The organism is Jatrophihabitans telluris (genome assembly GCF_023516435.1).
In the GTDB taxonomy this organism is placed as follows: domain Bacteria; phylum Actinomycetota; class Actinomycetes; order Mycobacteriales; family Jatrophihabitantaceae; genus Jatrophihabitans_A; species Jatrophihabitans_A telluris.
In genome coordinates this window covers 393,530-411,239 of the sequence record NZ_CP097332.1, presented here as the reverse complement: position 1 = coordinate 411,239, position 17,710 = coordinate 393,530, and the positions used below count along the sequence as shown (strand labels likewise).

Genomic DNA, 17,710 nt, shown 5'->3' with positions numbered 1-17,710 from the left:
CCCTCGTTGCGAGCCAAACCCCGTTGAGGTTGCCCTCGTTGCTCGCAACGAGGGCAACCTGAACGCAGGGTGGCGGTGATCAGGCGCGGTGACCTGCGAATCCCTCGACCGGCACGAACTCGGCGTCATCCGGATCCAGAGCCGCGGTCTGGCCGCCGACCGACAACACATCCTGCGCGCCGATCCCGCGCTTGACCACAGCCAGCGCAATCGGTCCGTACTCGTAGTGGTGGGCCGCCGTGCCGGAGAATCCGACTACCCGGCCGTCCCGTTCGACCGGGCTGCCCGGCGGCGGCAATTGCTCGCTCTCGCCGGCCAGGTGCAGCAGCACCAGTCGCCGCGGTGGCTTACCGAGGTTCTGCACCCGCGCGACGGTTTCCTGGCCCCGGTAACAACCCTTGTCCAGGTGGACCGCGGTGCCGATCCACGCCAGCTCATGTGGGATGGTGCGATGGTCGGTGTCGACGCCCAGGCGGGGCTGACGACGAACGATCCGAAGGGCATCATCGGCCCAGGAGCCGGCCGGGACCGCACCGGCAGCGATGACCGCGTCGGCAATCCTTTGCAGATCCGCCCGCGGGACGATCACGTCGAATCCCCGCGGCACCGCCCGGACCAGACCACCATCGGCCAGCGGAACAGCGGCGTCGGCAGGCACGGGCAGGCCGGACGCGGCAAGCACCAGCGGCGCCGACGGGCCGACCACGCTCAGGACCGCGAAGGCCGCCGTCACGATCGCGGGCTCGACCTGCTTGAGAAAGCGCATCTTGAGCAGGTAACCCAGGACCTCATCCGCGGCACCCGGCTCGGTGTCGATCCAGATCTGGCCGCCGAGTTCGGTGACGTTCCAGTGCTGCTCGACGTGACCGTTCGGGCTGAGCACGAGTGACTCGGTGGACGCTCCCTCGGTCAGGGACTCGAAGTGCTGCGAGGTGATGGCGTGCAACCAGCCCAGCCGGTCCGGTCCCGGTACGAGCAGGACATCACGATTCGACCGATCGATCAGGACGGCGGTGGTGTCGGCGGCGCGCTGCTCGCCCAACGGGTTGCCGTAGTGCCAGGCGATGCCCGCGTCGATGCCGTCCGCGGCGACCGCGCCGGGCCGGTCGAGCAACGGTGAGCGGTAGTCAGCCATCAGTGGGTCCTTCCCGCCGAGGCGGTGTCGGCCGCGCAGTCGGCGCAGGTGCCGAAGACGGTGAAGTGTGAGCGATCGAGCAGGAAGCCGCGCTCGGATTCCAGCTGGCGAGCGAGGCTGTCGGCAAGCTCGGGGGGCGCGTCGGTCACCGATGAGCAGCGGTGGCAGACCACGTGGATGTGGTCGTCGTCGGCCAACCGGTACGACGGTGCGCCGTGGCCGAGGTGGGTGTGGGCGAGGATGCCCAGTTCTTCCAGCGTTTCCAACGTGCGGTAGACGGTGGTGAGGTCGATCTCTGGGACGGCATCGGCCACCTGATCGGGGGTGGCGTGCACGAGCTTGGTCACAGCGGCCATAACGCTCGCGCGCTGCGATGTCATCCGCAGGCCTCGTTCGCGCAGCCGCTCGGCCAGCGCGGCATCGTCGATTGCGTGCGTGTGGTCCATGGTCTGTTCATCGTAGGTCGGTCGCCGGCGGTCCGGGATAAGCTGCCCGGCGTGACGAAACGGGCGGTGGCTGTGCTGGGCCGGGGAGTTGTCGAATCGGATGCGGAGGTGCTGAGCTCCGATGACCTCGGCCTGACGCGTGGGGACGGCTGCTTCGAGGCGACCCGCGTCGTCACCGGTGCCGACGGCTCGCACCGGATCGACCACCTGCCCGAGCACCTGGCTCGATTTCAGCACTCCTCGCATGCCCTCGGACTACCCGACGTCGACGTCACCGCGTGGCAAGAGTTGGTCCGGACGGTGCTGGGTGCCTGGGACGTTCCCGGCGAGGCGACGCTGAAGCTGATGATCACCCGGGGCCGCGAATCGGCCCCGTCCGGCCCGATCACCGGCATCGCGACCGTGACACCTCTGGCGGAGCGGTCGCTGCGCCAGCGGCGTGACGGAGTCTCGGTGATCACGCTCGCGCGCGGAACGTCCAGCGACGCCTACGCGGCGGCCCCCTGGCTGCTGGGCGGGGTCAAGACCCTGTCCTACGCGATCAACGTCGCCGCGGGACGCTTTGCCGAAGCGCACGGTGCCGATGACGTGCTGTTCACCACCACCGACGGGTACGTACTGGAGGCGCCGACGGCCGCGGTGGTCTGGCTGTCCGACGCAAGGCTGCACACGACTCCCACGGGCGCCACCGGCATTCTCGACTCGATCACACAGAAGGCCTTGTTCGCCGCGGCCGAAGCCTCCGGATTCCCCACGCGCTATGCGTTGGCAAGCAGAGACGAGCTGCTCACCACCGACGGAGTCTGGCTCGTCTCCAGCGGCCGCGGTCCGGCCCGGATCCATACCCTGGACGGCATCCAGCTACCGCACACCCCCGGCCTGTCCGACCGCATCAGGGCCTTCACCGGCTTCTGACCTGGCACGCCAGGGCGGCATCCAGCCAGCCCGGGGGGCTCGGCACGCGGTTCGACACGCTTCGGGCGAAATCTGCTGGAACTACGGGCCGTCCCGTCGTACCGTGTTCTGCGTATGGGAAAGGAGGTGGTCCAGAACTTGATGAGCTCTCGGACACACGAGGAGGATTCTGCCCGCTAGTTCGCTAGCTGCAGAACCTCCAGCCCCCGAGCCGCCGAGCTTGTCCGATCGGCGACAGGTCCACGGTGGACCGGCTCGGGGGTTTCCCATTCCCACACCCGTTGAGGTTGCCCTCGTTGCGTCCCCACACCCGTTGAGGTTGCCCTTGTTGCGGCCCCACACCCGTTGAGGTTGCCCTCGTTGCGTCCCCACACCCGTTGAGGTTGCCCTTGTTGCGGGCAACGAGGGCAACGCCAACGCAAAACCAATCAGGCCCGGACGAGTTCGGCCTGCAGATGCGGCCGGAACTGCTCCGGCTCGATCGCCAGCTCCTGAACGTAGGCCAAGGTGCTCGCGACCAACGCGTACAACCGGCGCTCGCCGGCCACAGCCTTGGCCGTCGGGGTGAAGCCGACGGCGCCGGTCACAAACTCCCAGCGCCGGTCACCGGCCAGTCCGGAGAAAACCGACACGATGCCGGCGGCACTGCACATCACCCACTCCAGCTCGTCCGTACCAGGACCGCCCGGGCCCATGCGCAGGAATCCGTGCTCCCGGAAGGCAGGGCGAAGCACCGAGCCAGTTTCGGACAACAGCCAGGTGTGCGATGAATAGCTCAGAAAGGGCCGTCCATCATGGGCGAAACTGATCCGCTGCGCATAGGCGAACGGTTCGTCGTTGGCGGGCTTGATCCCGGTTCCGTGGCCAGCCCACTCCCCGACCAGCGGCAACACCGCCAGCAGGGCTTCGTTGATCTCCGGCCCGGAGCGCAGATCGGTGGTGTCGGCGATCGAGGGAACGCCGGTCGCGGAGGGAACGCCAGTGCCGGAGGGAACGCCAGTGCCGGAGGGCCCGCCGGGCCTGTTCGGACCGTCCCCGTCGGTCAGTCCAATGGGATCAGGCGTCACCGAGGCTGACCCCCGACGAGCCTGGTGACCGCAAGCGCGGCCAGGCCGCCGAGCGCGAGCACGCCCAGGATCAGCACAATGACGAAGAACTGTTCCATGTGCAGAGAGGATAGTGGCCGATGGCCGAGAATCCGGGACGAAGCCTCGTGGTGAAATGCACGGCCGGCGCCGACGAACCGGAGCGGTGCGCGCAGGCGTTCACCGTGGCTGCGACCGCGGCGGCGTCCGGCGTGGTGGTTTCGCTCTGGCTTACCGGAGACGCCGCCTGGTTCGGAGTGTCAGGGCGTGCCGAGTCGTTCGAGCTGCCGCACTCAGCGCCCCTGGCCGATCTGCGGGACACCATCCTCGCTCTCGGCACGCTGACGGTATGCACCCAATGCGCGCAGCGTCGGGGGATCGAGCCGGCCGGTGTGCTCGACAAGATCCGCATCGCCGGCGCCGCGACCTTTGTCGAGGAGATCATGCGCCCGGACGTCCAAGCCCTCGTCTACTGACGCCTTTCGCGGCCCGGATACTCAGAAATTCCGCAAAAATCGAGTATTCGGGCCGCGAAAGCCGAGGGGGCCGCGAAAGCCGAGGGGGAGGGGGAAGCCGAGGGAGGGGGCGGCTCAGCTGATGGTGAGCGGGACCTCGATCAGGCCGGGCTCCAGGGCCACGACCGCCTTACGGACCGACCCATCCTTGTGCAGCACCGACAACGTCCACTCGCCTGGAGCGGCGAAGAACCGGTAGTCCCCGGTGGCCGAGGTGACGACCTCCGCCGTGAACTCGCCGGTCCCGTCCAGCAGCCGGACGTAGGCCGCCGGCACCGGAGCGTCGCCGAGGGAAACCGTTCCATAGATCACGGTTTCCTTGGTGATGTCCACGTGCGGGGGCAGCGTGGGGGTCTGGGCGGGGGCTCCGCACATATCGTTCTCCTAGGTCCTGACGCGCGCTGAGGCACTCCGCGGGGCGGGTGCTCAGACGCCCTTCTCGATGGGGACGCCGACGAGCGAGCCGTATTCGGTCCACGAGCCGTCGTAGTTCTTGACGTTCTGCTCGCCGAGCAACTCGTGCAGGGCGAACCAGGTGTGCGAGGAACGCTCGCCGATCCGGCAGTACGCAATCGTGTCCTTGGCGGTGTCCAGCCCGGCCTCGTCGACGTAGAGCTTGCGCAGGTCGTCGTCGGACTTGAAGGTGCCGTCCTCGTTGGCGGCCTTGGACCACGGCACGTTCAACGCGGTGGGGATGTGACCGCCGCGCTGGGACTGCTCCTGCGGAAGGTGGGCCGGCGCCAGCAGCTTGCCCGAGAACTCGTCGGGTGAGCGGACGTCGATCAGGTTCTTGTTGCCGATGGCCGCAATGGTCTCGTCACGGAAGGCCCGGATCGACAGATCCTGGTCCTTGGCCTTGTAGTCGGTGGCCGGACGGGAGACCTCGTCCTTGGACAGTTCACGGCCGTCCAGTTCCCACTTCTTGCGGCCACCGTCGAGCAGCTTGACCGAGTCGTGGCCGTAGAGCTTGAAGTACCAGTAGGCGTAGGCGGCGAACCAGTTGTTGTTACCGCCGTAGAGCACGACGGTGTCGTCATTGGAGATGCCCTTGGCCGACAGCAGCGCCTCGAACTTGTCCTTGGAGACGAAGTCACGGATCACCGAGTCCTGCAGCTCGGTCTTCCAGTCGAGCTTGACGGCGCCGGCGATGTGGCCGCCGTCGTAGGCGGAGGTGTCTTCGTCGACCTCGACGAACACGACACCGGGGGAGTTGAGGTTTTCCTCGGCCCAGTCGGCCGGGACGAGCACATCTGCGCGGCTCATGATTTTCTCCTAGTTCACGTGGGAAAGCAGGGATTGACGGGGACGGCGTACAGGGGTGCCTGCCACCAGGTCGGGCACGGCGAATTTGCGCATCGGATCACGAGGACGGGATGCGGCGGGACAGTTCGGAGCCCTGCGTGAGCGGCGGCTGAAACTACCCGGTCAGCGCATTCGACACAGGCAGCTGTCGACCCGGCAGAGGTCGACCGCGCGGCGCGACGTCAGCAGCGGCGCCATCAACGGCGTCGGGCGTGACGAAACGGGCTGCGTGCGCATGATGTGGCCAAGGGTAGCGCACCGACGAGGGCCGTTCCCGCCCCGTTCAGATCCGCAGAATCAGGACACCAATGCATTCATCAGCACATACCCCGCAGGTGCGGTGAGGGCGACCGTGATCAGGGCGGCGGCGACCGGACGCAGGCGAGGCACGCCCGTCCAGGCCCGGACGTCAAGGCGGCCGAGCTCGTCGTCGGGGCCGTCGTCGTCGTCGGAGTCCGCGTCGGCTTCGACCGGACCGGTGGCAGCGCCGGCCGCAGGGCCCTGCGCCGACGCGCTACCCGCGGCCGGCGGTGTCGGGGTCGCCACCGCGTTGGCCTCGGTGGCCGGAATCGCCGCCGGCGCCGGCACCAGCGTGGAGTGGACCCACGCGAAACTCGCCCCGACCGAAAGCAGGCAGGCCACCGCGCCGATGGCGGCGCCGGCGAACAATGCCCGGCCGCCCTGGAAGTCGATGATGTCGCCGAGCACCAGCGCCCCGACAGCACCACCGGCGATCACGCCGAGCACGACCGCGGGCAGGCCCCGGTCGACCTGCGGATCGAATCGCGGCGCCGGCAGGACCGCGTCCCCGAGATGGCAGACCACGAGGGCGGCGGTCGTGGCACCGACGACCGCGAGCACCGTCTTGTCCCCGTTGGCCTGATAGCGCAGCAGGAGCAGGCCGCCGATCGCGCACACCGCCAGCAGCAGCACCGTGATGTCGGACAGCGACTCCACCACCCGCGTGCGGACGACCCCGCGGGCCAGTTGGTGGACGAACATGGCCGGCAGGGCCACTCCCAGCACACCGAGGACCGGCTCGTAGCCGCTGCTGTTCCAGTGCACGACGGCGGCGTCGGTGGCTGCGGAGGCCGCAACGCCGAGCAGCACCGCGCCGATGCGCCCCGGCAACCCGGCGCCGAGGACCCAGCTGGCCACGAGAGCGGCCTGGACCACGGCGACCGCGACGAGCAATCCGACGGTGCCCAGGTACGACCCGCCCATCAGGAGGCCACCGGCCAGCAGGGTCACCACAGCCAGCGGAATCTGGGCCAGGCGTCCGGTGGAAGTGCTCGCCAGCGGAACCGGGTCGAGCACACCAGCGTCGGAGACCGGGTCCGTCATGTCCGCATCCCTGTCGTCATCGGGCCATCGTCCCAGACTCGGGCGAGCACCCCGCCGCAGCTCCCGCCGCAGATCCGGACGCAGATCCCGCCGCAGCTCCCGCCGCTGATCCCGCCGCCGACACCGCCGACACCGCCCAGCGATGAATGCGCGCCAGCAGGTCGGCGTTCGTGGCCGTTTCGGCGTGGCCCATGCCGGGCTCGATCCACAGCTCGGCCGCGGGGGCCGACGCGGCCAGCATGCGTGGATGCTCAAGGCCGAAGTACGGGTCGGCGTCGCCGTGCACGATCAGCAAGGGGACGTCGACGGCGCCCACCACTTCCACCGGCGATACGGGCAACAGATCCCAGCCGCCGCCCACCCGCGTCCTGAAGGCGTATCGCAGCGCGAGCCGTCCGAGCCGCGTCTCGACGCCGAGGTGCACCCGCCGCATCGGCACAGTGCCGCGTTCGTACCAGCGCCCGGGACCGCTGACGGCAATGACCGCGTCCGGACGATCACCCGCCGCACCCGCCGCACCCGCCGCACCCGCCGCACCCGCCGCACCGGCCGGACCCGCCGCGACTGCCGCTCCCGCCGCATCCGCTGGACCCGCCGGACCCGCTGGACCCGCCGGACCCGCCGTGGCGGCCGCCGCGTGTCGCAGGACGACCGAGGCACCCATCGAAAAGCCGAGTGTGACCACGGCCGCATCGGGACGGTGCGTGCGGAGCCAGGCCACGCCCGCGGACACGTCCCGAACTTCGTCCACACCAACCGTCGACCGGCCGGACGAGCCTCCATGCCCCCGGAAATCCAGGGCCAGGACCGTGGCACCCGCCTCGTGAAGCCGCTCTGATAGCGCTCTCACGCGGTCCTGTAAAGCGGAGCCGGTGAAACCGTGACCTAGCAGATAGGAAATACCGCCGGAAACACCTTCGTAATAGTGAGCGGTAAGGCTTACAGCGTCTGAGGAGACGAGGTTGACCGGTTTGTGCCCCACAAGCCTCATCTTCGCAGGTGTCAGCGGACAATGGCGTTCGACCAGCCCCATCGCTCCACCCCGCCGGGAGGAATCATGGACCTCGTCCTGCTCACCACCGCCGCCCAGCCGACCACCGAGGTGCTTCCCGCGCTCGGCTTGCTCGGCCACCAGGTCACCGTCTCCGAATTCGACGTCAGCCCCTTGCTGTCCACCACCGCCGACGCGGTGCTGATCGACGCCCGCTTCAACCTGGCCGGTGCCCGCGCGTTCGCCAAGGTGCTTGCCACCGCTGAGCTTTCCCTCCCGATGATCGCCGTCCTCAAGGAAGGTGGGTTGGTCGCGTTGTCGGCGGACTGGTCGGTCGACGACGTCCTTCTCGACACGGCCGGGCCGGCCGAGGTCGACGCCCGCTTGCGACTCGCCCTGGCCCGCCGCAGTGCGGTTGTCGACGGCGAGCCCGGACTGGTCAAGGTGGGCGACCTGACGATCGAGGAATCCACCTACACCGCCCGACTCAAGACCAACACGCTCGACCTGACCTACAAGGAGTTCGAGCTGCTGAAGTTCCTCGCCCAGCACCCGGGTCGGGTGTTCTCCCGGTCCCACCTGTTGCAGGAGGTCTGGGGCTACGACTACTTCGGGGGCACCCGCACGGTCGACGTGCACGTCCGGCGGCTGCGCGCCAAACTCGGGGTGGAGTACGAGGCGATGATCGGCACCGTCCGCAACGTCGGCTACAAGTTCGTCAAGCCGGCCGAGCCGGGTTTACGCAGTCGCGGGGCCGACAGCTCCGGGAACCTGATGGACGCGGCCGGCGACGACGCCGAACTGGACGAGGCCATGTCGAACGGGGTGACGGCTACCGTTCAGGCGTGACGCCCGAGCAGCCGAACTCCCTCGCACCGCGTTCAGTCCCGACCCTCACCGACGATCAGGCCGCCGCCGTCCGTGCTCTCGCGGCGGCGGCTCCTGGCGCTGCGGACTCCCCGCCGCTGTCCGACCAGACCCTGCTGAATCTGCAGTCGCCGGCGCCGGTACGCCACCTGCTCATCGGCGGCCTTCCCGGCGAGGACGGCGCAGTTCGCGGGTACGCCCAGTTACGCCCGGAGTCCGACGGCGTCACGACCGAGATCGTCGCCGCACCTGACCAGGCGAGCTCCCTGGTTCCCGCGCTGCTGGCAGCGGTGAAGGACTTGGCGGGCGAGGCGGGCGAGGCGGGCGGGCCGGACGGGCCGGACGGGGCGGACGTTCCGATCGAGCTCTGGGCCCACGGACAGGCCTCGCCGTTGCACGCCGCGGCCCAGGCGGCCGGATGGGAGTCAGTCCGGACGCTGTACCAACTGCGGCGCGGGCTCGACGACCTCAGGCTCGACGCCGTCCCCTCCCCCGACGTGCCCTTGGACGGCGTGAGCCCCGGCGAACCCGCGAACACGCCCGCCCATGATGCCGTGGTCATCCGGCCGTTCCGGCGCGGAACCGACGACGAGCCGTGGCTCGCGGTCAACAGCCGGGCCTTCGCCGACTTCCCCGACCAGGGCAGCTGGACGGCCACGGACCTGAACAGCCGACTGGACGCAGACTGGTTCGAGCCCGCCGGCTTCCTCGTCGCCGAACGGGACGGAGCCCTGCTCGGCTACCACTGGACGAAGGTCCACACCGACGCGCTCGACGGCACGGGTACGCCGCTGGGCGAGGTGTACGTGCTCGGCGTCGATCCCGGTGCGCAGGGGCTCAAGCTCGGGCGGCGCCTGCTGACCGCGGGACTCGCCCATCTGAAGGGCCGCGGGCTGCGCACCGTCCTGCTCTACGTCGACTCCGGCAACCCGAAGGGGTTGAGCCTGTACCGCTCCGACGGTTTCGACACCTTCGCCGTCGACACGCTGTACCGGTCCGGGTCCCGGAGCTCGTGATCACGGCCACGTCGGTTCGCCGAATCGGGACATAGCCGCCTTGTAGCGCAGATAGTCGCGATTTTCCAGCCCCAACGGGCGGAGTTCATCCTCTGGCCACGTGGTCGGCACCACACCGTCAGCGAATGTCGTCGGGCCGTTCACCTCGCGTTCACCAAGCGCTCCCCGACCGGCCACCTCGGCTGCTTAGCGTCCCTCACGACACGAAGGAATCATCTGTCCAGAAAGGGACTCCAGGTGCAGATCAACCGTATTGGCATTGCCGCCGGACTTCTCGCGGCTGCCATCGCGCTGACCGCATGCGGCTCCGACAAGAGCACGTCCTCGACGGGGGGCTCCAGCACCACCGGTTCGAGCTCATCCTCGGGCGCAGCCGGATGCGGCAAGGGCAACCTGACCGCTGAGGGATCCACCGCGCAGCAGAACGCGATGGCCCAGTGGATCAAGGACTACCAGACCAAGTGCGGGGTCACCGTGACCTACAACGGCACGGGTTCTGGCGCCGGCGTCTCGAACTTCATCGCCAAGCAGGATGACTTCGCCGGCTCCGACTCGGCCCTCGACCCGACCAAGGACGAGATCGCCAAGGCGCAGACCGCCTGCGGCTCGCCCGCGGTGGACATCCCGATGGTGGTGGGCCCGATCGCGGTGGCCTACAAGGTGAACGGCGTCACCGATCTGACCCTCACCCCGCAGGTCCTCGCCAAGATCTTCCTCGGCAAGATCACGGCGTGGAACGACCCGGCGATCAAGGCGATCAACTCCTCGGCCACCCTGCCGACCACCAAGATCACCGTCTTCTACCGCAGCGACTCCTCGGGCACGACCCAGAACTTCGAGAAGTACCTCGCGGCCAACGACTCGACCGACTTCACCACCAAGCCGGACAAGGACTCGTCCAAGGCGGGCTTCGCCGGCCAGGGCAAGACCGGCTCCCAGGGCGTGCAGCAGGCCATCGGCTCGACCGATGGCGCCATCGGCTACGTCGAGTGGTCCTTCGCGGTGAGCGGCAACCTCAACACGGCCAAGATCGACAACGGCAGCGGCGCGGTGGACCTCAACGCCGACAGCGCCGGTGCCGCGGTTGCCGCGGCCAAGGTCGCCAGCAACGGCGGCCAGGACCTGACCCTCAAGCTCGACTACGCCACCAAGGCCAAGGGCGCGTACCCGATCATCCTGGTCACCTACGAGATCGCCTGCTCGAAGTACGCGGACTCCGCCAAGGGTGCGTCGGTGAAGGGATTCTTGACCTACACCTCCAGTGACGGTCAGGCTTCACTCAAGGATCTCGGCTATGCACCGCTGCCCAGCGAGATCCTGACCAAGGTCCAGGCCACGGTCGCGTCGATCAGCTAGTCGATTCGCTAGACGCAGCCGCTTCCGAAAACCTAGATTCGGAGTAGCCGATCAACCCCGTCGGACGGCCACCAATGCCGGTGGCCGCTCCGGCGGGGTCCGATCGTGAGAGGGATCCCAGACGACGATGCCAGAACGAGAGAGCATGACCGAACGCACTCCGCGGCACGGTGACGCCGAATCGAGCGAGCCACCGCAGTTCTCCGATCCGTTGACCGAGATCGAGCAGCGCGCCGGCCGGCAGTCGGCTGCCGGCGATGCCCCGGTGACCATCGACGTGAGTGGTGCCCGTGCCTCGACGGTCGGCGCCAGTGAGCCGGTGATCGGCTCGAGCGAGCCCGCCGCCATCGCTCTCAACGACGACCAGCCCGTGTTCGGCGCCGGCTCCACCGCGCTCGGGGCCTCCAAAGGCACCGTTCGGATGGGCGACCGCGTGTTCCGTGGCCTGACCGAGGGCGCCGGCCTGTTCGTCGTCCTGCTCATCGCTCTCGTCGCGGTGTTCCTGTTGGTCAAGGCGATTCCGGCGATCGCCCACGACAAGTCGAACTTCCTCACCTCCCGCCAGTGGGACGTCGACGGCGCGACGTTGCACTTCGGAGTGCTTCCGCTGCTGTACGTCACGGTGGCCATCTCCGTGCTAGCGATGGCGATCGCCGTGCCGGTGGCCATCGGCATCGCACTGTTCATCACGAACTACGCCCCCGCCCGCCTGGCTCGACCCGTTGCCTACGTGATCGATCTGCTGGCCGCGATCCCGTCGATCATCTACGGCGTGTGGGGTATCGAGGTGCTGGCGCCCAGGATCCAGCCGGTGGCCGACTTCTTCACCAGCAAGCTCGGCGGCTTCGCGTTGTTCAAGGACTACAACGTCAAGGGCGGCAGCATCTTCTCCGGCGGCGTGGTGCTGGCGATCATGATCCTGCCCATCGTGACCGCCGTGGCCCGTGACGTCTTCGAGCGCACGCCCCGGCAGAACGTCGAGGCCGCGTGGGCCCTCGGTGCCACCCGCTGGGAGATGATCCGGCTGGCCGTGCTGCCCTACGGCCGACCCGGTCTGGTCAGTGGCGCGATGCTCGGCCTGGGACGGGCCCTCGGGGAAACCATCGCCATCTCGCTGATCCTGTCGAAGGTGTCCAACAGCGGGGACTTCTCGTGGTCTCTGTTCAACGGTGGCGAGACGTTCGCCTCCAAGATCGCCAACAACGCCTCGGAGTTCAACGGCGGCCGGCAGACCGGCGCATTCATCGCGGCCGGCCTGGTCCTGTTCGTCCTGACCTTCGCCGTGAACGCCGCGGCTCGCGCCGTGGTGAACCGTCGGAGGGAATTCTCATGACCGCGGTCGCGCCCGTCTCCACCTCGCTGGCCGCCAGCGGGGGCCAGGGCAGCCGGAAGGTCAAGGACCGGACCGCCACGACGCTGGTATACGCCTGCTTCGGCGTGGCGTTGATCCCGCTGATCTGGTTGCTGTGGACGGTGCTGAGCAAGGGTCTGCACGCCATCACGCGCAATGGCTGGTTCACCCATTCCCAGCGTGGGCTGACCTACCGCGATCCGGGCGGCGGCGCGTTGCACGCCATCATCGGCACGCTCGAACAGGTGTTGCTGTGCACGGCGATCTCGGTCCCGATCGCCATCCTGGTCGCGATCTACCTCGTCGAGTACGGGCGCGGTCCCATCGCCCGGGCCACCACCTTCATGGTCGATATCCTGACCGGCATTCCCTCGATCGTGGCGGCGCTGTTCATCTACGCGGCGTTCATCACGACCTTCGGGCTGCAGCGGGCGGGTTGGTTGGTCTCCCTCGCGCTGGTCATGCTGATGATCCCGGTCATCGTGCGGACGACCGAGGAAATGCTCAAGCTCGTCCCCAACGAGCTGCGGGAAGCCTCCTACGCCCTCGGTGTTCCGAAGTGGAAGACGATCGTCAAGATCGTGCTGCCCACCGCGATGAGCGGCATCATCACCGGCGTCGTGCTCGGTATCGCCCGGGTGGCCGGCGAAACCGCCCCGCTGCTGATCCTGGTGGGCTACTCGCCCAACCGGAACAGCGACCTCTTCCAGGGGACGCAGGGATCGCTGCCGGGCATGATCAAGGACCAGTTCTCCAACATCGGCAACACGACGATCCTGCAGAACGGGCACAAGGTCACCGTCCACTACGCGGCCGACCGGATGTGGGGCGCAGCGCTCACCCTGATCGTCCTGGTGATGGCGCTCAACCTGCTGGCCCGCCTCATCGCCCGCCGGTCCAAGGTCTCGAACTGACCGACCGTCCTCGATCCATCTCGACCACCTGATTTACTCGATAGCCAAAGGGAAATCGCCATCATGGCCAAGCGCATCGACGCCAAGAACCTCAACATCTACTACAGCAAGTTCCTGGCGGTGTCCGAGGTGAACTTCACCATCGCGCCACGCTCGGTGACCGCGTTCATCGGGCCGTCCGGCTGCGGCAAGTCGACCGTGCTGCGCACGATCAACCGGATGCACGAGGTCATCGCCGGAGCCCGGGTCGAGGGTGATGTCCTGCTCGATGGCGAGAACATCTACGGATCGGACATCGACCCGGTGGATGTCCGCCGCACCATCGGTATGGTCTTCCAGCGCCCCAACCCGTTCCCGACCATGTCGATCTACGACAACGTCGTCGCCGGGCTCAAGCTGCAGTCCGGCCGGATCAGCAAGAGTGATCTGGACGCGACCGTGGAGAAGTCCCTGCGCGGGGCGAACCTGTGGGAAGAGGTCAAGGACCGCCTGAACAAGCCCGGCTCGGGCCTGTCCGGTGGCCAGCAGCAGCGCCTCTGTATCGCCCGCGCGATCGCCGTGGAGCCCCAGGTCTTGCTGATGGACGAGCCGTGCTCGGCATTGGACCCGATTTCGACACTGGCGATCGAGGACCTGATCCAGAGCCTGAAGGAGAAGTACACGATCGTCATCGTCACGCACAACATGCAGCAGGCGGCCCGGGTCTCGGAGCGCACGGCCTTCTTCAACCTTGCCGGCGTGGGCAAGCCGGGTCAGCTCGTGGAGATCGACGAGACGACGAAGATCTTCTCCAACCCGACCGATCAGCGCACCGAGGACTACATCTCCGGCCGCTTCGGCTGACCGTTCGCGGTCAGGTCTTGGCGGGCTTCGGCGGCTTGTTCTTGCCGGTGTCACGCAACGGTGCGCTCAGGGCGATCCCGACGTCGTTGATGAGCTCGGCGAACTCGGCCAGATCCGCCTTGGCGTGACCGGCCACGGCCTCGGCCACCTGTGCGTCGTGCTGCTCCAGGACCCACGTCATGGCCCGTTGCCCCAGCGGGGTGAGGGAGAGATACAGGCTGCGGCGGTCCTCAGGGTTAGGCGTTCGCACGACGTAGCCGGCGCGCTCGATCCGGTCCAGTACGGCGGTCGTGCTGCCGGTGGTGATGCCCAGACGTTGTCCGACCTCCCGCGGCGTGAGCCGCTCGGAGGCCTGCAGGTGATTCATGACGGCTAGCTCGGTGGTGCCGATGTGCAAGGCCTTGGCCATGCGTCGACGATGATTCTCCCCGCCGAGCGAGAGCTGGCGCAGGGCCAGCACGATCGGCCGAACCCCTCCGTTGGTATCTGACACGGCTACCCCTTTGCGCGCATCGTGATCAACCTTGTAATGAGTGTAACTGCGACTACGCAGCGCGACCCTGCACCTTGGGTGTCAGGCGTCCGACACGGCACCGCGACAAGCCGCGCGCTTTGTGGGCATCTCACATGCAGGGTCTTTCGCTCACCTCAAGTTATAGGACGGCGGAGGGATGTGGCGTGGTCGACTCGCCGACCCGGCACGTTGGCGGGTCGAGTTGACCAATGACGATCCACCCGTAACGGTGGAAAGCGGCCGCTCGCCGCTGAGCAGCTCCGACAGGCCGTCTCGATGAACCGCGCCCCTGACAGCTGAACCGGTTGGCCGAGCAGGCCGCATCGTGCGGGCAGCCGACTCAGGTCGGGTGCCCCGTTGCCCCCAGCCGCTGCGTCCGGCTCGCGGGCGCGCCTGTAGAACTGAAACCATGCCGGTCATGAAAAGAGGAAACCTCTGGATCCCGCGTTCGGCCGAAACCGGGCGCCCGCTCGGTACGGAGGCCCTGCTGTCGTTGGAAGCCCGCATCAAGCCCGACTTCAAGCGCGCGGTCGGCCTCGGAGTGCTGGCGGTCATCTGCCTCGGGGTCGGTGACAATCTCGGCGGCATCCGGCGCAACGACCACTGGAAGTTCCTGGTCATCGGGCTGACCGTCGGTTTCGCCGTCCTGGGAGCATCCGCGGTGCGATCGGCCGGGCGGGAGACCTTCCGGGTGAGCGAGGTCCGAGGCGGTCCGGCGACCGCGTCGGCTCTGCGTCTGCTTGTCTCGGTGCTCGGCTACGGAGTGATCCTGCTGGGCATCCTGCAACTGCTCAACGTCAATCTCGGCAGCCTGCTGGTCGGTGGCGCCGTCACCGGCGTCGTCGTGGGGATCGCCGCGCAGCAATCGCTGGGCAACTTCTTCGCCGGCCTGGTCCTGATGTTCGCCCGGCCCTACGTTCCGGGGCAGCGCGTGATCGTGCGGTCCGGAGCCCTGGGCGGCCCCTTCGAGGGGGTCATCACGGACGCCGGCCTGCTGTACAGCACCATCGAGACGGACGACGGACCGATCAACCTTCCCAACGGAGGGCTGTTGGCCGCCGCGGTGGGTCCGGCCCCCGACCGCAGTCACGAGCCGGACCCCTCCCCCGATGCCCCGCTGACGATCGATCCGCAAACGGGAGTCAGCTGATCGGATCAGCTGGCCATGCGGCGAGCTGATCGGATCAGCTGGCCGTGCGGCGATGGACGGTGAACGGCGTCGCGTGCGGGTGCACCCGCTTGGCGCCCAGATACACGCGGCTGGCGGGTAGCTTGCTCTTGCCCACCGCAAGCTTGCTGAAGGTGACGGCCGAGGCACAGTCGGTGTGGAAGTTGATGCCGTCGATGTGGCCGTAGTCAGCGAAGGAGAACCTGATCAGCTTGTGGTCGGCCGAAAGGGCGACACTGTCCTTGCCCTCGAGCTTGATCCGCTCCAGGCGCATCGGGGCGTTGGCGGTGATTGCCCCGCTGTAGACGGCCTTGCGGTCACCGGCGTGGGTGACCCGCAGGTGGAATCCGGAGCTGTCGTGCCAGATGTAATCGCCCCCGCGTGCGCCCGCCTTGAACTGAGTCGGCCGTCCCTGGACCACCCCCTGCCAGGCAGCCTTGTCACATGCCGCGGCCTTGGCGCTCGGAGCTGGGGCTGCCGAGCCCACCGTCGCCGCGCCAGCCGGCGCGGCGCCGAGCACCAGCGCCCCACCCAGGGCCACTCCGATCGTGCCGGCAGCAATACGTCTGTTCATGTCCTACGTCCCTCCCTCGGCTCCGCGGGCCGATCACCCGGGAGCGCCACCGTTCGGCGGCTGACTCAGTTCTAGGGATGAGCTGTGGACGCATCGTGCAGGGAGTGTTCGGGTTCGATCAGGGACTGCGATCTGCGGGCGAGCATCACGTTGGCCAGCGGCAGACCGCCCTCGGGTGGTTGGATGCAACCATGCCATTGACCGGTGAATACCAGCCCAGTCCCGACAACCGCGCCCGCGAGCAGGTGGAGCTCTACGAGTCCTCCGGCGGGACGGACGGCACCACCCTGAACGGAATGCCGGTGATCGTCCTGACCACCAAGGGCGCCAAGTCCGGCAAGCTCCGCAAGACTCCACTGATGCGCGTCGAGCACGAGGGCGACTACGCCGTCGTCGCCTCGCTCGGGGGCGCCCCCAAGCATCCCGTCTGGTACTTCAACCTGCTGCAGACACCGGACGTCGAATTGCAGGACGGTCCGGCGAAGCGGGACTACCGGGCTCGCGAGGTGACGGGCGAGGAGAAGTCAGCGTGGTGGGAACGGGCGGTCGCGGCCTACCCGCCGTACGCCGACTATCAGAAGCGCACCGAGCGTGAGATCCCGGTGTTCGTGCTGGAGCCGACCGACTGAGCGTGCTCAGACCGCCACGGGCTGAACATGACCCCAGCGAATGACCACGTTCTCCTTGCGCATGAGCAGCCGGAACGTCAGGTATGACAGCAGGACGGCCGTGGCGGACAACAGCGGGGACAGCACCGACTTCATGACCAGGAACCCGCCGATACTGGATCGGGACAGCAGCCAGACGGTGCCAGCGGCGTTGATGAAGTAGGTCAGTGTCCACAACGCCGAGGCGTAGTGGAAGAACCGGTTCTCCCGCAGCCGCTCGGACAGGTCCGGGCTGAACGGGCAGAAGTCATGGGCGAGCCGGTCGATCAGCGGGCGCCCGGTCATCGCGGTGATCGCGATGGCTGTGGCCGTGGCGACGGTTCCGGCGACCGGCTGCAGGAAGTACAGGAAGGCGCTGCCGGTCCAGAACATGACGACCGCGCGGATCGTGAGAAGGCCGGCGCCGAGCAGGGCGGCCCCGAGCAGCGGACGGCGCTGGAGAACCCGCAGCAGCAGGCCCGCGTAGTACCAGGCAACCGTGACGCCGACGGCGGCGCGCAGCCCGGACATCGCGTAGGTCAGGTAGAAGACGCCCATCGGCAGAACCGACGCGATGAGCAGCGTCGAGAAGGCTCGGCGGGCGATGGCTGCCGGTCCAGGCATGTCCACGACGTGACGAGCCGACGTATCCGGCCGAGCGGCCATTCGCAGTCCCTTTCCCAGCAGCGGTGCCATGCCTCGTTCGTCCACTCCTATCGGCAGCGGA

Annotated in this window: 21 protein-coding genes; 10 read left to right on the top strand and 11 right to left on the bottom strand. The window is 68.0% G+C overall.

Annotation, left to right across the window (positions count from 1 at the left end; all coding sequences use genetic code 11):
* Window positions 1-79: 79 nt before the first annotated feature.
* Together ygfZ and M6D93_RS01990 are read right to left on the bottom strand one after the other, a co-directional pair.
* Window positions 80-1,135 carry a CAF17-like 4Fe-4S cluster assembly/insertion protein YgfZ gene (ygfZ, locus tag M6D93_RS01995; protein ID WP_249772519.1) on the bottom strand — a complete coding sequence of 352 codons (1,056 nt, stop codon included), beginning with the start codon at window positions 1,133-1,135 and terminating at the stop codon, window positions 80-82.
* Window positions 1,135-1,581: a Fur family transcriptional regulator gene (locus M6D93_RS01990; RefSeq protein ID WP_249772517.1), complete on the bottom strand. Its 447-nt coding sequence runs from the start codon at window positions 1,579-1,581 to the stop codon at window positions 1,135-1,137. Before M6D93_RS01990 ends, ygfZ begins: the two co-directional genes overlap by 1 nt.
* A 51-nt stretch (window positions 1,582-1,632) precedes the next feature.
* On the opposite strand from M6D93_RS01990, the gene M6D93_RS01985 reads away from it, so the two are divergent.
* A complete protein-coding gene (locus M6D93_RS01985) occupies window positions 1,633-2,496 on the top strand; it encodes an aminodeoxychorismate lyase (protein ID WP_249772515.1) in 864 nt (287 codons plus the stop codon).
* A 428-nt stretch (window positions 2,497-2,924) separates the two neighbouring features.
* Here the strand turns inward: M6D93_RS01985 and M6D93_RS01980 are convergent, their stop codons facing one another.
* A complete protein-coding gene (locus M6D93_RS01980; RefSeq protein WP_249772513.1) occupies window positions 2,925-3,563 on the bottom strand; it encodes a heme-binding beta-barrel domain-containing protein in 639 nt (212 codons plus the stop codon).
* A 119-nt stretch (window positions 3,564-3,682) separates the two neighbouring features.
* Here M6D93_RS01980 and M6D93_RS01975 point away from each other — a divergent pair, with 119 nt between their 5' ends.
* Window positions 3,683-4,057 carry a DsrE family protein gene (locus M6D93_RS01975; protein WP_249772511.1) on the top strand — a complete coding sequence of 125 codons (375 nt, stop codon included), beginning with the start codon at window positions 3,683-3,685 and terminating at the stop codon, window positions 4,055-4,057.
* A gap of 114 nt (window positions 4,058-4,171) precedes the next feature.
* Here M6D93_RS01975 and M6D93_RS01970 read toward each other — a convergent pair whose 3' ends face one another.
* From M6D93_RS01970 to M6D93_RS01955, 5 genes are all read right to left on the bottom strand, one after another.
* Window positions 4,172-4,471 (bottom strand): DUF1416 domain-containing protein, encoded by a 300-nt coding sequence (locus M6D93_RS01970; RefSeq protein ID WP_249772509.1) that lies wholly within the window; start codon window positions 4,469-4,471, stop codon window positions 4,172-4,174.
* 51 nt (window positions 4,472-4,522) lie between these two features.
* On the bottom strand, window positions 4,523-5,359 hold the full coding sequence (locus M6D93_RS01965; protein ID WP_249772507.1) for a sulfurtransferase: 837 nt from the start codon (window positions 5,357-5,359) through the stop codon (window positions 4,523-4,525).
* 162 nt (window positions 5,360-5,521) lie between these two features.
* Window positions 5,522-5,596, bottom strand: a complete 75-nt coding sequence (locus M6D93_RS19590; RefSeq protein WP_430667255.1) for a putative leader peptide — start codon at window positions 5,594-5,596, stop codon at window positions 5,522-5,524.
* A 99-nt stretch (window positions 5,597-5,695) separates the two neighbouring features.
* Window positions 5,696-6,742, bottom strand: coding sequence for a hypothetical protein (locus M6D93_RS01960; protein WP_249772505.1), 1,047 nt, complete (start codon window positions 6,740-6,742; stop codon window positions 5,696-5,698).
* Window positions 6,743-6,758: 16 nt separating this feature from the next.
* Window positions 6,759-7,733, bottom strand: a complete 975-nt coding sequence (locus M6D93_RS01955) for an alpha/beta hydrolase (protein ID WP_249772503.1) — start codon at window positions 7,731-7,733, stop codon at window positions 6,759-6,761.
* Between the two features lie 63 nt (window positions 7,734-7,796).
* Here M6D93_RS01955 and M6D93_RS01950 point away from each other — a divergent pair, with 63 nt between their 5' ends.
* The 6 genes from M6D93_RS01950 to pstB all read left to right on the top strand — a co-directional run bounded on the left by M6D93_RS01950 (window position 7,797) and on the right by pstB (window position 14,080).
* The gene (locus M6D93_RS01950) at window positions 7,797-8,582 is read left to right on the top strand and encodes a winged helix-turn-helix domain-containing protein (RefSeq protein WP_249774247.1); all 786 of its coding nucleotides are present in this window, start codon (window positions 7,797-7,799) and stop codon (window positions 8,580-8,582) included.
* A complete protein-coding gene (gene mshD, locus M6D93_RS01945; protein WP_249772501.1) occupies window positions 8,579-9,616 on the top strand; it encodes a mycothiol synthase in 1,038 nt (345 codons plus the stop codon). Before M6D93_RS01950 ends, mshD begins: the two co-directional genes overlap by 4 nt.
* A 237-nt stretch (window positions 9,617-9,853) precedes the next feature.
* Entirely contained in the window at window positions 9,854-10,972 is a 1,119-nt protein-coding gene (pstS, locus tag M6D93_RS01940) for a phosphate ABC transporter substrate-binding protein PstS (RefSeq protein WP_249772499.1), read from the top strand.
* 145 nt (window positions 10,973-11,117) lie between these two features.
* Window positions 11,118-12,305, top strand: a complete 1,188-nt coding sequence (gene pstC, locus M6D93_RS01935) for a phosphate ABC transporter permease subunit PstC (protein ID WP_249772497.1) — start codon at window positions 11,118-11,120, stop codon at window positions 12,303-12,305.
* Window positions 12,302-13,237 (top strand): phosphate ABC transporter permease PstA, encoded by a 936-nt coding sequence (gene pstA / locus M6D93_RS01930; RefSeq protein ID WP_249772495.1) that lies wholly within the window; start codon window positions 12,302-12,304, stop codon window positions 13,235-13,237. Before pstC ends, pstA begins: the two co-directional genes overlap by 4 nt.
* A 63-nt stretch (window positions 13,238-13,300) precedes the next feature.
* Window positions 13,301-14,080 carry a phosphate ABC transporter ATP-binding protein PstB gene (pstB, locus tag M6D93_RS01925; RefSeq protein ID WP_249772493.1) on the top strand — a complete coding sequence of 260 codons (780 nt, stop codon included), beginning with the start codon at window positions 13,301-13,303 and terminating at the stop codon, window positions 14,078-14,080.
* 10 nt (window positions 14,081-14,090) lie between these two features.
* Here pstB and M6D93_RS01920 read toward each other — a convergent pair whose 3' ends face one another.
* The gene (locus M6D93_RS01920; protein WP_249772491.1) at window positions 14,091-14,573 is read right to left on the bottom strand and encodes a MarR family winged helix-turn-helix transcriptional regulator; all 483 of its coding nucleotides are present in this window, start codon (window positions 14,571-14,573) and stop codon (window positions 14,091-14,093) included.
* Window positions 14,574-15,003: 430 nt separating this feature from the next.
* Here M6D93_RS01920 and M6D93_RS01915 point away from each other — a divergent pair, with 430 nt between their 5' ends.
* The gene (locus tag M6D93_RS01915) at window positions 15,004-15,744 is read left to right on the top strand and encodes a mechanosensitive ion channel family protein (protein ID WP_249772489.1); all 741 of its coding nucleotides are present in this window, start codon (window positions 15,004-15,006) and stop codon (window positions 15,742-15,744) included.
* A 34-nt stretch (window positions 15,745-15,778) separates the two neighbouring features.
* Here M6D93_RS01915 and M6D93_RS01910 read toward each other — a convergent pair whose 3' ends face one another.
* Window positions 15,779-16,336: a hypothetical protein gene (locus M6D93_RS01910; RefSeq protein WP_249772487.1), complete on the bottom strand. Its 558-nt coding sequence runs from the start codon at window positions 16,334-16,336 to the stop codon at window positions 15,779-15,781.
* A 191-nt stretch (window positions 16,337-16,527) separates the two neighbouring features.
* Here M6D93_RS01910 and M6D93_RS01905 point away from each other — a divergent pair, with 191 nt between their 5' ends.
* On the top strand, window positions 16,528-16,965 hold the full coding sequence (locus M6D93_RS01905) for a nitroreductase family deazaflavin-dependent oxidoreductase (RefSeq protein WP_249772485.1): 438 nt from the start codon (window positions 16,528-16,530) through the stop codon (window positions 16,963-16,965).
* A 6-nt stretch (window positions 16,966-16,971) separates the two neighbouring features.
* Here the strand turns inward: M6D93_RS01905 and M6D93_RS01900 are convergent, their stop codons facing one another.
* A complete protein-coding gene (locus M6D93_RS01900) occupies window positions 16,972-17,679 on the bottom strand; it encodes a VC0807 family protein (protein WP_249772483.1) in 708 nt (235 codons plus the stop codon).
* Window positions 17,680-17,710 lie beyond the last annotated feature (31 nt).